Source organism: Algibacter amylolyticus (genome assembly GCF_014202225.1).
GTDB classification, from domain to species: Bacteria; Bacteroidota; Bacteroidia; order Flavobacteriales; family Flavobacteriaceae; genus Algibacter_B; species Algibacter_B amylolyticus.
Genome location: NZ_JACHGE010000004.1, coordinates 212,926 through 226,776 on the forward strand (window position 1 = coordinate 212,926; position 13,851 = coordinate 226,776).

Below are 13,851 nucleotides of genomic sequence, written 5' to 3' on the forward strand. Positions count from 1 at the left end.
GTATTTAGAAAACCAAAATATAAATTCGTGTAACAATACGAAAATATATTTTAATAAATGTCTGATAATAAAGTCCAAATTTTTGATACTACACTAAGAGACGGCGAGCAAGTCCCGGGTTGTAAACTAAACACTGACCAAAAACTAGTTATTGCAGAACAGCTCGATTTATTAGGAGTAGACGTTATTGAAGCTGGTTTTCCAGTATCTAGTCCTGGAGATTTTAAATCGGTTGAAGAAATTTCAAAAATAATAAAATACGCTACAGTTTGCGGTTTAACCCGATCTGTAGAGAATGATATAAAAGTTGCTGGCGAAGCATTAAAATATGCTAAACGCCCAAGAATCCATACGGGTATAGGTACTTCCGATTCTCATATTAAATTCAAATTTAAATCGAACCAAGATGCTATTATCGAACGTGCTGTTAAAGCCGTTAGTTATGCAAAAACGTTTGTTGAAGATGTTGAGTTTTATGCTGAGGATGCTGGTAGAACCGATAACGAGTATTTAGCACGTGTTTGCGAAGCTGTAATTAAAGCCGGAGCAACAGTATTAAATATCCCTGATACTACAGGATATTGTTTACCTAGCGAATATGGAGCAAAAATAAAATACCTTAAAGAAAACGTAAGAGGTATTGACAAGGCTATTTTATCTTGTCATTGCCACAACGATTTGGGATTAGCTACAGCAAACTCTATTGAAGGTGTTATTAACGGTGCACGCCAAATTGAATGTACTATAAACGGTATTGGAGAGCGAGCAGGAAATACAGCTTTAGAAGAAGTTGTAATGATTTTAAAACAGCACCCTTACCTGAACTTAGATACAGGAATTAATACCGAAATGCTTTACGGTATTAGCCAATTAGTTTCAGACAATATGGGTATTTACACACAACCAAACAAAGCTATTGTTGGCGCTAATGCTTTTGCACATAGTTCTGGAATTCACCAAGATGGTGTGATTAAAAACCGTGAAACTTACGAGATCATGGATCCAAAAGATGTTGGAGTAACAGAATCTGCTATTGTATTAACAGCACGTAGCGGTAGAGCTGCACTAGCTTACCGAGCAAAAAACGTTGGATACGAATTAACTAAACTTCAATTGGATGAAATCTATACTAATTTCTTAGATTTTGCCGATAAGAAAAAGGAAGTGGACGATAAAGACATCCATATCATTATAGAAAACAGTAAAGTATATAAAGAAATTATTTCGGCATAAATAAAAATAGATTCCTGCGTTAGCGGGAATAACTAAAAGCTAAATTGATGAAATTAAATATTGCCGTTTTACCAGGTGATGGTATTGGTCCAGAAGTAACAGCACAAGCCGTTAAGGTTTTGAAGGTTGTTGCCATGGAATTTAACCACGTATTTACATTTCAGAACGCTTTAGTTGGCGCATGCGCAATAGATAAAACAGGTAACCCCTTACCGGAAGAAACTATTAATATCTGTAAAAACGCAGATGCTGTTCTATTCGGAGCCATTGGAAACACAAAGTATGATGATGACCCTGATGCTAAAATTCGTCCAGAACAAGGCTTATTAGGCATTAGAAAAGAGTTAGGTTTACACACCAACATACGCCCTATAATTGCTTACGACGATTTACTTAGTAAATCATCTTTAAAATCAAAGCAAATAAAGGATACCAATATTCTTATTTATCGCGAATTAACAAGTGGTATTTATTTTGGAGACCGACACTTAAGTGACGACGGAAACATTGCTACCGATATTTGTAAATACGAACGTTTCGAAATTGAGCGCGTTACGCATTCTGCATTTAAAGCAGCACAATCTAGAAAACGTAAATTAACCTTGGTTGATAAAGCTAATGTTTTAGAAACCTCTCGTCTTTGGCGCAGAATAGTTAAAGAAATTGCACCGCAATATCCAGATGTTCGTGTTAATTGCACTTATGTTGATAATGCGGCCATGGAACTTATTATAAAACCCAGGCAATTTGACGTTATTTTAACCGAAAACATGTTTGGAGATATCCTATCGGAAGAGGCTAGTGTAATTGTAGGCTCTATTGGTTTATTAGCATCGGCATCTATTGGCGATAAGCACGCCATGTTCGAACCTATTCACGGCGCATATACCAAAGCAGCAAACAGAGGTATTGCAAACCCAATTGCCTCAATACTATCGGCGGCTATGTTGCTAGATCATTTTGGGTTAGATGAAGAAGCGGCTATAGTGCGAGAAGGTGTAGGCAAATCATTAAAATTACACATTACAACACCAGATTTAAATAACAAATACGATAATATAAGCACCACAAAAGTGGGCGATTTTATAGAGGATTTTATACAAAATCCAGACGAAACAAATCTAAACTTCACTAACATTCATTTAGGACAATCCACCATCATTTAATTTTTTGAGTTAGTCACCAAAAAGTAAATTAAACTAAACATTTGGCCGGAAAATCCTAAAACGTAAAAAGCGCATCTAACCAATGCGCTTTTTTTAATATCATAATTTCCGACCTCGATTGTAAATTAAAATAGCCTACAGCTGCGTCATCCAATCGCAAAATCTATCAGTCCACGATTGTAAATACCCTTGTCCAATAGCTAAACCAAAGCCATGACCTCCGTACGGATAAATATGCATTTCCGATGGAACACCATTATCTTTTAAGGCCTTATATAAGTTTAAACTATTTTCCACCGGAACCGAAGCATCATCACCAGAATGCACTAAAAACGTAGGTGGTGTATTTTTGGTAACCTGCAATTCATTGGAATATCTTGCTATTAAAGCATCATCCGCATTTGCGCCTAATAAATTAGTTTGCGACCCCTTATGTGTAAAATTATCCTGCATGGTAACTACCGGATAAATTAAAGCCACAAAATCTGGTCTAGCCGATATGGTATCCAAAGGCTGCTCCTTAAAGGTATTTGGAGCATCAAATTGAGTTCCTAAAGTAGATGCTAAATGTCCGCCTGCCGAAAACCCAATAACCCCTATTTTATTAGGTTTTATGTGCCACTTTTCGGCATTGGCCCTAAGTAACCGTATAGCCCGCTGCGCATCCTGTAAAGGCGCCTCATGCGGCGTAATTAAAGATTTTGAAAGTGGTAATCTGCTTTTTAAAACAAAGGCCGCAATCCCTTTACTATTTAGCCATTTTGCAACATCTGTACCTTCCCAATCGTACACCAAATAGCGGTATGCACCACCAGGACAAATAAGCACAGCACTACCATTTGCACTGCGTTCCGATGGTAAAAACACCTTAATAGTTGGTGTTTTAGTCAAAAAAACACGTTTAACATCTTTAACTTCTATAGCCTCATTTTCTGTAGTATACTTATGGTTAGGAATGGTTTCCCATAAATTTAAAATCTCATTTTGGGCCGTTGTGCTAAAGGCAATTAAAAACAAAAAACATAAACAGATATAAGACTTCATCAATTACAGGTTTAAAAATTAATTAGGAAAATTAGTCTTTATTTTATCTAAACGCAAATTGCAATTTTCCAGAAAGTGTTTTTGGCGTTACCCCACCCTTCGTCTATGCTCAGGGCAGGCGGTCGGGCTTTCCGCAGTCGCTTTTTTGTGTTGCATAGGTGCAACAACACAAAAAGAGCTTCAACAATGCTCCAATCCCTAACGCATGTAACCGCTAACCTTCTTGTATAAAAAATAAGCAAGCGCATATTTACTAAGCTCAAATTCAGGTTGCGCTATACCTTCAAAATATATTTACGTTTAATCTAACCGTTTAGACAACCGTGTTGCCAAAACACTTATAATTAGTATTTGCGATGCATGAAACAGCATTAAAGGCAATAAAATGATTCCTATAGTAGCCATATTACCAAAAATAATTTTCGAAAACACTGTACCATGTACTAAAGATTTTTTGGTACCGCAAAATTGTGCAGTAATTTGGTCTTCCTTGTTAAAATTCATCTTTCTAGATAAAAACCCTAGCACTATAAACACCAATAAAAACAATAGCAATACCGCAACAAAAAGAAACAGTAAATCTAATATCGATACCGAACTAAAAATGTTTTCTGTAAACGACTCTGCAAAACTCTTGTAAATAATAAGCAGGATAATAGACTTATCAAAAAGGGTAAGTTTAGCATTATGTTTTTGTACAAAAGCGCCAAAAAACCGTTGTAACAATAGCCCCAAAACCACAGGTAATATAATTTGAACAATAAGCTTAATGTAAATGGCGGTAAAATCGAAATCGGCTTGTTCATCATTAACAAAAAGTCCCATCCAAAGTGGAGTTAATGCAATACCAATAATTCCCGAAATACTCGCATTAAAAATAGCAGCAGGAATATTCCCTTTTGCCATAGACACCATAACCACAGACGACGATACTGTAGATGGTAACGCCGCTAAAAAAAAGAAAGCCAACCAAATAGTTTCTTGGGTTTCATTTTGTATTAACGGACGACACCCCAAAACTAACATGGGGAAAATTAAAAACGTAGCGCTCTGCACTAAAAGATGTAGTTTCCAGTTTTTAAGTCCTGCTTTAAGCTTTGCCGGACTCAATTTAAGCCCATAAAAAAAGAATATAAGCGAAATTCCTACCGTACTAATCGTATCGATAGGAATTTTGCTTTTGCTTACGCCCCATTCAGGAAAAAAATAAGCTAACATGATTACGCCAATAATAGATAAAACAAATTTATCAATCTTAATATTCTGCATCCTTGAAATTTCTAGGGTCCGATACCACCTAACTACTTAGGAAACTTATTGCGAATTTTATCTAAACATAAATTATGAATACTACCAGCGTGTGTATGTTTTTTAGAAGTATCAGGAACATAAGTACCATCTTGTACTTGTCCGCCTATTTTTTGATAAGCTTCCCTAAAGCTTTGCCCTTCAACAACCAACGTATTAATATTATCTACAGTAAATAAGTACTTATATAAATCGCTATTTACATCAACATCTTTAACAATAATTTGCTGAATCGAGTAATTAAAAATATCAAGTATATCTTTTAATTCTTCAAAAGCAGCAATCATGTTTTCCTTTAACAACTGATAATCTCTATGGTATCCACTTGGTAAATTATTGGTTATTAATACCATTTCACCTTGTAAGGCTTGGATTTTATTACACTTACCACGAATCAACTCAAATACATCCGGATTCTTTTTATGTGGCATTATACTACTACCTGTTGTTAACTCATCTGGGAAGGAGATAAAGCCAAAATTCTGACTCATGTACAAACACGTATCCATAGCAAAACGTGACAAGGTATTACATAAACTACCTAATGCTACTGCAATAGTTCGCTCGTTTTTACCACGTCCCATTTGGGCAGCCACTACATTGTATTTTAGTGTTGCAAACCCCATTTCTTTGGTGGTTAATTCTCTATCAATTGGAAATGAACTTCCGTAACCTGCTGCCGAACCTAAAGGGTTTTGGTCTACCGTTTTAATAGCGGCATCCAATAAAAACACATCGTCAATCATAAGTTCTGCATAGGCAGAAAACCACAACCCAAATGATGATGGCATAGCCACTTGTAAATGTGTATAACCCGGTAAAACCTTGTCTTTATAAGTGTCAGCTAAACCTAAAAGGGTTTCAAAAAGTGTTTTTGTTTTATCTTTAATAACACCTAAGTTCTCTTTGTAATATAAATGACAAGCCACTAAAACTTGATCGTTTCTAGAACGTGCGGTATGGATTTTTTTTCCAACTTCGCCTAAAGACTTTGTTAATTCAAATTCAATTTTTGAGTGTACATCTTCAAATTGTGCATCGATAACAAAAGTTCCGTTTTCAATTTGCTCTTCAAGAACTTTTAATCCGCCCAATAATTCTACCAATTCTTCAACCGAAATAATTCCGATTTTCTGAAGCATTTTGGCATGTGCTTTTGATGCAATAACATCGTATTTTGCAATATGAATATCAATTTCGCGGTCGTTTCCAACTGTAAATTGTTCTATTTTTTTATCGATTGATATGCCTTTATCCCAGAGTTTCATTTTAGTAAATTTTTGTTATTCCCGCGAAGACGGGAATCTTATTTAATTTCCGCGAAAGCAGAAATCTCCGCTTTCATTTTTATTTATCTATTTGTTTTAAAGATGCGTCAAGTTTTTAAATTCTAGCACATCTAATTTATGTTTTCAGTTTACACCTACAAGGTTTTTAAAACCTCGCAGGAGCTATTGAAAATACTATCCCAAAAGTACGTTCTTCAACAATTCAATATATATCTGTACACCTTCCTCAATTTCATTTACGTAAATAAATTCGTTTGCCGAATGCGAGCGTGTGCTATCGCCTGGTCCTAGCTTTAAACTCGGACAGGTTAATACCGCTTGATCGGATAAGGTTGGCGACCCATAAGTGGTTCGTCCCATAGCAACGCCTGCTTTTACCAAATCGTGTTCCACAGGAATACTAGATGAATTTAAACGCAAACTACGTGCTTTTATGCTTGTAACGGGTGCTTTTTCTTGTAAAATTTCGGCAATTTCAGCATTGCTATACGCATCGTTTACACGAACATCAATCACTAGATCGACGTGTGCTGGCACTACATTATGTTGTGAGCCTGCATTAATTTGTGTTACCGTAAGCTTAACATCGCCTAAAGCTTCAGAACCTTTTTCGAACTTAAAATCTTTAAACCATTGTAACGCATCAATTGTATTATAAATGGCGTTATTATTATTTGGATGTGCTGCATGACTTGGTGTACCTTCAATAACGGCATCAAAAACTACCAAACCTTTTTCGGCAACGGCTAGATTCATTAAAGTAGGCTCGCCAACAATAGCGACATCTACCTTAGGGATAATTGGAAGCATACTATTTAGCCCGTTTGGACCACTGCTTTCCTCTTCCGCGGAAGCGACAATAACTAAATTATATTTTAAATTTTCCTGATTGTAAAAATGGGTAAATGTTGCTATTAATGATACCAAACAACCACCTGCATCGTTACTTCCTAAACCATATAATTTACCATCTTGAACAAAGGCCTCTAACGGATTATTAGTGTAGGCCGAATTTGGCTTAACCGTATCGTGATGGGAGTTTAACAATAGCGTTGGTTTGTCTTCATCAAAATGCTTATTGACTGCCCAAACGTTATTTTTTGTGCGTTTATAATCGATTTTATAACGTGTAAACCAATCTTCAATATGCAATGCTGTTTTGTCCTCTTCGGAAGAAAAAGACTGCGTTTCTATCAGCTTTTTTAATAGCGATATAGCATCTTGTGTTAAATCTTGTATGGGCATATTATAGGGTTATGGTTGTAAAATTATCATTTTCTTGCGTTAGCATAGATGTATTTCCCATATTTATAGAGTTTACACCACCACGTAAAGCATCGAAACAGTTTTCTAATTTGGGTAGCATGCCATCTGCAATAATCCCTTTAGCTAATAAATCTTGATAGGTTTTGGTGTTAATGTGTTTTACTACCGAGTTTTTATCGTTTATATCTTCTAGAACACCATTAAGCTCGAAACAATAATAAATTGAAGTGTTGTATAACGCACTCATGCCAACGGCTACTTGCGAGGTAATAGTATCGGCATTGGTATTTAACAACTGCCCGTTTCCGTCGTGTGTTATAGCACAAAAAACAGGTGTGAAATCGGCTTGAATTAATTTATCGATTGATTTATGAGCTACTGCTTTAACATCGCCAACAAAACCAAAATCGATGTCTTTTACCGGACGCTTATCTGATTGTATGCTGTTAACATCGGCTCCTGTTAATCCAATAGCGTTAGTATTTAAAGCTTGCAGTTTTGCTACCACATTTTTGTTAACCAAACCACCGTAAACCATGGTAATAACCTCAAGAGTTTCGGCATCGGTAATTCTACGACCATTTACCATTTTAGACTCAATACCTAACTTAGAAGCGATATGTGTTGCACGTTTACCACCTCCATGAACCAATATTTTCTTGCCTTCTAAATTGGAAAATAATTTTAAAAATGCCTGTAAAGCGTTTTCATCTTCAATAATATTTCCTCCTATTTTTACTATGGATAGTTTTTCTTTCATGTATATTAAACTACAATTGTTTTTTCAATATTATTATATGTTATCCAAGATTTTAAGCGACCTATATAAAACATTTTAAGGTAATTTTCGGATAGAAAAATGTTAGACCAATCGAACCTTTTAGCTTGAACACCAAGATAAAAAACTAAAACAGCTAATCCTGCTTTTGGAATAAAATTCATTTCGGCATCCGATATACGCTTAACACTTTGATAGCCGGCTAAAAACTGCTTCTTTTTTTGTTCGTAAGTCGTCTTATCCGTTTCGATGTTAAACAACTGAAAACAAAAATACCCTACATCTAAAATTTGAGGGCCATTACCACAAAAATCGAAATCGAAAATGGTAATATCGCCTGTTTCTTTAACCGCCATATTATCATACCAAATATCTAAATGAACGCTACCTTTTTGAAGGTTTTCAAAATCGTTATCATGATAATAACTATCTATGTTTTTGATAAATTCCATTTCTGGTAAATCTTCAGTAAAATACGTTTTTAAATACGTGTAAGGCTCTTCTAGCAGTGACTTATAATTATATGAAATACGGTTTAAGATTTTATTTTCGGTAAGTGTATGTATTTTGGCCATTAGTGCCCCAATATTAAAACAGGTTTCCTCCTTTAGAAATCGGATTTTCTCTCCTTTAGCAAACGAAAAAAGCACTACATACCTTTTACCTTCTGGCGCTTCTATTTCTTGAATATACTCCCCTTTTCTATCTGGAATAGGAAAAGAAACACTTAAATTATTCTCCTGAAGTAACTTTAAAAGCGTTATTTCTTCTGAAATTTCAGGTTTAGACCTCCAATTATGACTGTAAACTCTTAAAACATATTTCGTTTCATTATTGGAAAGAAAATACGTGTGATTCATTCCTGTACGGAACAATTTACAATCAAAATCCCCATGTAATGGATATTTACCTTGTACAAATGCTCCCAATTCTTTTGCCGAAAGCGTAGAAGTTATAACAGGAAATACAGTCATTAGTTAATAGTTTCTATGAATCTTCTAATATCTTTTTAAGCACTAATTGCGCTGCGTAGGTTCTGTTGTTTGCTTGTTGTATTACCAAAGAACTATCGGTATCTAAAACAGCATCTTCAACCACTACATTTCTTCTAACGGGCAAACAGTGCATAAATTTTGCATCGCCAAGTTTAGCTTTAGTAATCATCCAATTAGGATCGGTATTGATTACTTTTCCGTAATCTTGATACGAGCTCCAGTTTTTAGTATATACAAAATCGGCATCTTTAAAGGCTTCTTCTTGATTGTGATAAATTGGCGTATCTCCAGTAATTTCTGGATTTAAATCGTAACCTTCTGGATTAGCAATTACAAACTCTACATCCATTTTTTGCATAGCTTGAGCAAAACTATTTGCCACAGCATGAGGCAAAGCCTTTACATGTGGCGCCCAACTTAAAACCACTTTAGGCTTTTTAACCTTAGCATGTTCTGAAATGGTAATCGCATCGGTTAATCCTTGTAATGGATGTCCTGTAGCACTTTCCATGTTTACAATAGGCACTGAAGCATATTTTTTAAACGCATTTAAAACCTGCTCGCTATTATCTTTTTCTTTATCGGTTAAAGTAGGAAATGCTCTTACTGCAATAATATCACAGTATTGAGACACTACGGCTGCAGCTTCTTTAATATGTTCGGCTGTATTGCCATTCATAATGGTACCATCGCCAAACTCAATTCCCCAAGCGTCGCCAGAAACATTCATTACAATAGGAGCCATACCTAAATTTAAAGCTGCTTTTTGAGTACTTAAGCGCGTACGTAAGCTAGAATTAAAAAACAATAAACCCAATGTTTTATTTTTTCCTAATTCTTGATGCTCTAGCGGATTTGCTTTAAGTTTTTTGGCTTCTTCAATCCAAGTATTAATATTATCTATATCGTTAATTGACGTGTAATTTTTCATTTTATGCTCGCCTATGCGGGTATCTTTTTAATTTAACTTTAATTTTTTACTACAAGGTTTTTGAAACCTTACAGGATATTTTAGTAAACGCCACCTTATCTTCCATGGCATTTAGCATAAAATCATCCTCTAATCCGTTTACAATCCATGTTTCAATATTTGCTGCTTTAGCTACCGTAGCCGCTTCTATTTTAGATTCCATACCACCACTACCATGCGTAGATTTCGAGTTTACAACTTGAGCTCTTAAGGCATCAAAATCTATAACTTCTTTTATGGTTTTAGGCGCTCCATTCTCCATAGATTCCTTGGTATAAATACCATTTGTATTGGTAGCAATTATAAATAAATCGACATTTAAAAGGGATGCTGTTAAGGCGCCTAATTTATCGTTATCACCAAATTTAATTTCGTCGGTGGCAACGGTATCGTTTTCATTAATTATAGGAATGTAGTTATTGTTTACCAACACGTTAATAGTGTTAACAATATTGGTTTTACTTTCTTGCTTTTCAAAATCTGAATAAGACAATAAACATTGCGAACTCAACAAGCCATATTCTCTAAAAATTTCTTGATAGATTCGTATTAAATGCGGCTGCCCTATAGATGCCAAGGCTTGTTTTACAAACACTTCTTCGCGCTGACTTTCTAGCTTTACAAATTGTTTTGCCACAGCAATAGCACCAGAACTTACAATAATAAACTCGTGGGTATCTTGAAGCTTTTGTATTTGGTTTGCAATATCTTCAATTTTACCACGCGATAAATTATTGGTTTCTTTAGTTAGCGTGTTAGAGCCAATTTTTAGTAAAATGCGTTTTTTCTTCATTATTTAAAACTTCACCTGCTTATTTTAAAACACCCATTAAGATATACCTAATTAGCGTATTTGCCCATTACCATGAACGTACCATTTATTAGTGACTAAATGCTGTAAACCAATTGGTCCTCGTTGGTGTAATTTATCGGTACTAATGGCTAACTCGCCACCTAAACCAAACTCGAAACCATCTGTAAAACGTGTTGATGCATTATGATAAACAGCACCACAATCTACACTAGCCATAAAATTTTCGGCAGCACCTTGTGCACTTGTTACTATAGATGCCGAGTGACCTCCACTGTATTTATTAATCATTTCGATAGCCGCTAAGGTATGTGGTATACTTCCAATAACGATTTTATAATCTAAAAACTCTTTATACCAAATATCGTCGTTTTCAATTTGCTTAACCGTTTTATAATTGGCTAAAGAATCATCTCCTAAAACTTCAACATTATGTGATGCTAAGCGTTCTAATAAATCTTCAATAAACTGTGCTTTATTTGGCAAATCATTATCGATTAATACTTTATCTACAGCATTACAACCAGACACTTTTTGTGTTTTGGCATTTACAATAATATCGAGAGCCATAGCTACATCGGCATGTTTATGCACATACACGAAGTTATTTCCGCGTCCGCTAACAATTACAGGACATTTAGCATTTTGCTTTACAAACTCGATTAAACGTTCGCCACCACGTGGCACAATTAAATCTAAAGTTTGCGTTGGATTTTCTAAAAACGCTTGTGTTTCGGTACGGTTATAATTTAAATACTCCACCCATTCTGTACTTACATCGTTATCTTGTAATGCCTTGTGCCATAAATCTACAATAGCTAAGTTAGAATTTAAAGATTCTTTACCGCCTTTTAATAAAATTTTGTTTCCAGATTTGAATGCAATGCCTCCGGCTTCGATAGTAACATCTGGTCGCGACTCATAAATAATCATGACCGTACCAAATGAAGCTGTGCGATTATAAATTTGCATGCCATTATCGTGTGTAAAGCTAAAACGCTCTACACCTACAGGATCTTCTAATTCTGCTAACTGGCGTAAAGACTCAATCATGCCTTCTATTTTGGCATCGTTAACTTTTAAACGATCACTCATAGCCAAATCACTATCATCATAGCTATCCATATCTATTTTGTTAGCATCTAGGATAGTTTGTGCGTGTTCTTTAACCAATTCCTTCATGGAATTTAATACGGCATTACGTTTATGTATACTTAGTGTTTTGTTCATTTTTAGTTACTTAATTACATTTGCTATTATAGAAATCAACGATATCTTCAATAGCTCCTTTACTTAACTCTTTTTGTTTTAATTTTTCTAGTAAAACGGGACAATCCTCAAATAAGTGCCATTCATTTTTTCTTATTTTTCGTCCAATGTTAATGGTATTATCATTCTTTTCAATGTAGTACACATTACTTCCACCGTAACCCATAGACATCATTGGCATTCCCGTATTTGCACCTCCCACTCCCATACCCATTGGCATTGAACCACTGGACTTATAAACAACAAATAAATTTAATTCACCTAATTGAACAATCTTCATTAACATTGTGAAATCACCAACTGTCTTATAACGATATTTCTCATTTGTAGTTAAATCATCATAACCAGTTACATTACTAGAGTCGTAAGTCTCAGGTTTAGAATCTAAATTTTCCCTAAACTTAATTCCTCCAAATGACCTTCTCTTTATTAAACCTTTTTCTGAAGTACCATCTGTAAAATAAACAATAGCTTTTTCATAAAGTTCCCCTTTCGACAATCCAAATTGTGCTTTCGCACCTAGAGAAAAAAACAATGTGATTAGAATAAAAATGTTTTTCATTTTTCTAGCTTACGTTTACAGCTTCTTCAATCTCAACCAACGCTTCAACCAACGCTTCAAAAAACATATTAATATGATCTCTTCTCAACGTTAACGGAGGTAATATTCTTAATAATTTTTTATTTGCGGCTCCACCAGTAAAAATATGGTGTTTATAAATTAAATTCTTTCTAAGTTCTCCAACTTCAAAATCGAATTCTAATCCTAGCATCAACCCTCTTCCTTTTATATTTTTTATTTGCGGAATGGTTTTGGCTAATTTCATGAAATAGCACGACATCTCATTTACATTATCTATTAACTTATGCTCTTCAATAACGTTTAAAACCGATAAACCTGCTGCGCAAGCTAAATGGTTTCCACCAAAAGTAGTGCCTAACATGCCAAATTTAGCTTCAATATTTGGATGAATTAAAATCCCTCCAATAGGAAAACCGTTCCCCATACCTTTTGCTATGGATATAACATCTGGCGTTACATTATAGTGCTGAAATGCAAAAAACTTGCCTGAGCGTCCGTAACCAGACTGTACCTCATCGGCAATAAACATGGTGTTATTTGCTTTACAAAGTGCATCAACAGATTCAAAAAACTCAGCAGAACCTTCATCCAAACCACCTACACCTTGAATAAACTCAACAATAACCGCACAAACATCACCTTTTTCTAATTCTGATTTTACACCTTCAATATCGTTTAACTCAAGAATAGTTACTTTTTGCTGCGCATTAATTGGCGCAATAATATTTGGGTTATCGGTTGCCGCTACAGCGGCCGACGTACGACCATGAAAACCATTTTTAAAAGCAACCACACGAGATTTCCCCGTTTTAAACGATGCCAGTTTTAAGGCATTCTCGTTAGCCTCGGCACCAGAATTGCATAAAAACAACTCATAGTCTTTACAACCCGAAAGTGCTTCTAATTTATCGGCAAGCTCTACCTGTAACGGATTTTGAACTGCATTAGAGTAAAACCCTAATTTAGCGACTTGAGATGCTACAGCATCAACATAATCTGTATGCGCATGTCCAATAGAAATTACAGCATGACCTCCGTAAAGATCTAAATACTCTGTGCCTTTTTCATCGTAAACATAAACACCTTTTCCTGAAACAGGCGTTACATCATATAACGGGTAAACATTAAATAGTGGCATT

The 13,851-nt window shown here is 35.2% G+C and carries 13 protein-coding genes; 2 read left to right on the forward strand and 11 right to left on the reverse strand.

What is annotated here, in order from left to right; all coding sequences use genetic code 11:
• Positions 1 to 57: 57 nt before the first annotated feature.
• Together HNQ90_RS10540 and leuB are read left to right on the forward strand one after the other, a co-directional pair.
• Positions 58 to 1,233, forward strand: coding sequence for a 2-isopropylmalate synthase (locus HNQ90_RS10540; RefSeq protein ID WP_144115760.1), 1,176 nt, complete (start codon positions 58 to 60; stop codon positions 1,231 to 1,233).
• Positions 1,234 to 1,280: 47 nt separating this feature from the next.
• Complete coding sequence (gene leuB / locus HNQ90_RS10545) at positions 1,281 to 2,399, forward strand: 3-isopropylmalate dehydrogenase (protein ID WP_144115761.1); 1,119 nt, start codon at positions 1,281 to 1,283, stop codon at positions 2,397 to 2,399.
• Between the two features lie 135 nt (positions 2,400 to 2,534).
• Here the strand turns inward: leuB and HNQ90_RS10550 are convergent, their stop codons facing one another.
• From HNQ90_RS10550 to HNQ90_RS10600, 11 genes are all read right to left on the reverse strand, one after another.
• Entirely contained in the window at positions 2,535 to 3,443 is a 909-nt protein-coding gene (locus HNQ90_RS10550) for an alpha/beta hydrolase (RefSeq protein ID WP_144115762.1), read from the reverse strand.
• Positions 3,444 to 3,743: 300 nt separating this feature from the next.
• Positions 3,744 to 4,712 (reverse strand): bile acid:sodium symporter family protein, encoded by a 969-nt coding sequence (locus HNQ90_RS10555; RefSeq protein WP_144115763.1) that lies wholly within the window; start codon positions 4,710 to 4,712, stop codon positions 3,744 to 3,746.
• Positions 4,713 to 4,744: 32 nt separating this feature from the next.
• Entirely contained in the window at positions 4,745 to 6,019 is a 1,275-nt protein-coding gene (gene argH / locus HNQ90_RS10560; RefSeq protein ID WP_144115764.1) for an argininosuccinate lyase, read from the reverse strand.
• 195 nt (positions 6,020 to 6,214) lie between these two features.
• Positions 6,215 to 7,285 carry a M20 family metallo-hydrolase gene (locus tag HNQ90_RS10565; RefSeq protein WP_144115765.1) on the reverse strand — a complete coding sequence of 357 codons (1,071 nt, stop codon included), beginning with the start codon at positions 7,283 to 7,285 and terminating at the stop codon, positions 6,215 to 6,217.
• Position 7,286: 1 nt separating this feature from the next.
• The gene (gene argB / locus HNQ90_RS10570; protein WP_144115766.1) at positions 7,287 to 8,066 is read right to left on the reverse strand and encodes an acetylglutamate kinase; all 780 of its coding nucleotides are present in this window, start codon (positions 8,064 to 8,066) and stop codon (positions 7,287 to 7,289) included.
• A gap of 5 nt (positions 8,067 to 8,071) precedes the next feature.
• Positions 8,072 to 9,058 (reverse strand): phosphotransferase, encoded by a 987-nt coding sequence (locus tag HNQ90_RS10575; RefSeq protein ID WP_144115767.1) that lies wholly within the window; start codon positions 9,056 to 9,058, stop codon positions 8,072 to 8,074.
• Positions 9,059 to 9,071: 13 nt separating this feature from the next.
• A complete protein-coding gene (locus tag HNQ90_RS10580; RefSeq protein WP_144115768.1) occupies positions 9,072 to 10,010 on the reverse strand; it encodes an N-acetylornithine carbamoyltransferase in 939 nt (312 codons plus the stop codon).
• A 49-nt stretch (positions 10,011 to 10,059) separates the two neighbouring features.
• Entirely contained in the window at positions 10,060 to 10,842 is a 783-nt protein-coding gene (gene proB, locus HNQ90_RS10585; protein ID WP_144115769.1) for a glutamate 5-kinase, read from the reverse strand.
• Between the two features lie 51 nt (positions 10,843 to 10,893).
• Positions 10,894 to 12,090, reverse strand: a complete 1,197-nt coding sequence (locus HNQ90_RS10590; RefSeq protein WP_144115770.1) for a glutamate-5-semialdehyde dehydrogenase — start codon at positions 12,088 to 12,090, stop codon at positions 10,894 to 10,896.
• Positions 12,091 to 12,100: 10 nt separating this feature from the next.
• A complete protein-coding gene (locus tag HNQ90_RS10595; RefSeq protein ID WP_144115771.1) occupies positions 12,101 to 12,691 on the reverse strand; it encodes a hypothetical protein in 591 nt (196 codons plus the stop codon).
• Between the two features lie 4 nt (positions 12,692 to 12,695).
• Positions 12,696 to 13,850: an aspartate aminotransferase family protein gene (locus tag HNQ90_RS10600; protein ID WP_144115772.1), complete on the reverse strand. Its 1,155-nt coding sequence runs from the start codon at positions 13,848 to 13,850 to the stop codon at positions 12,696 to 12,698.
• Between the last annotated feature and the right edge of the window lies 1 nt (position 13,851).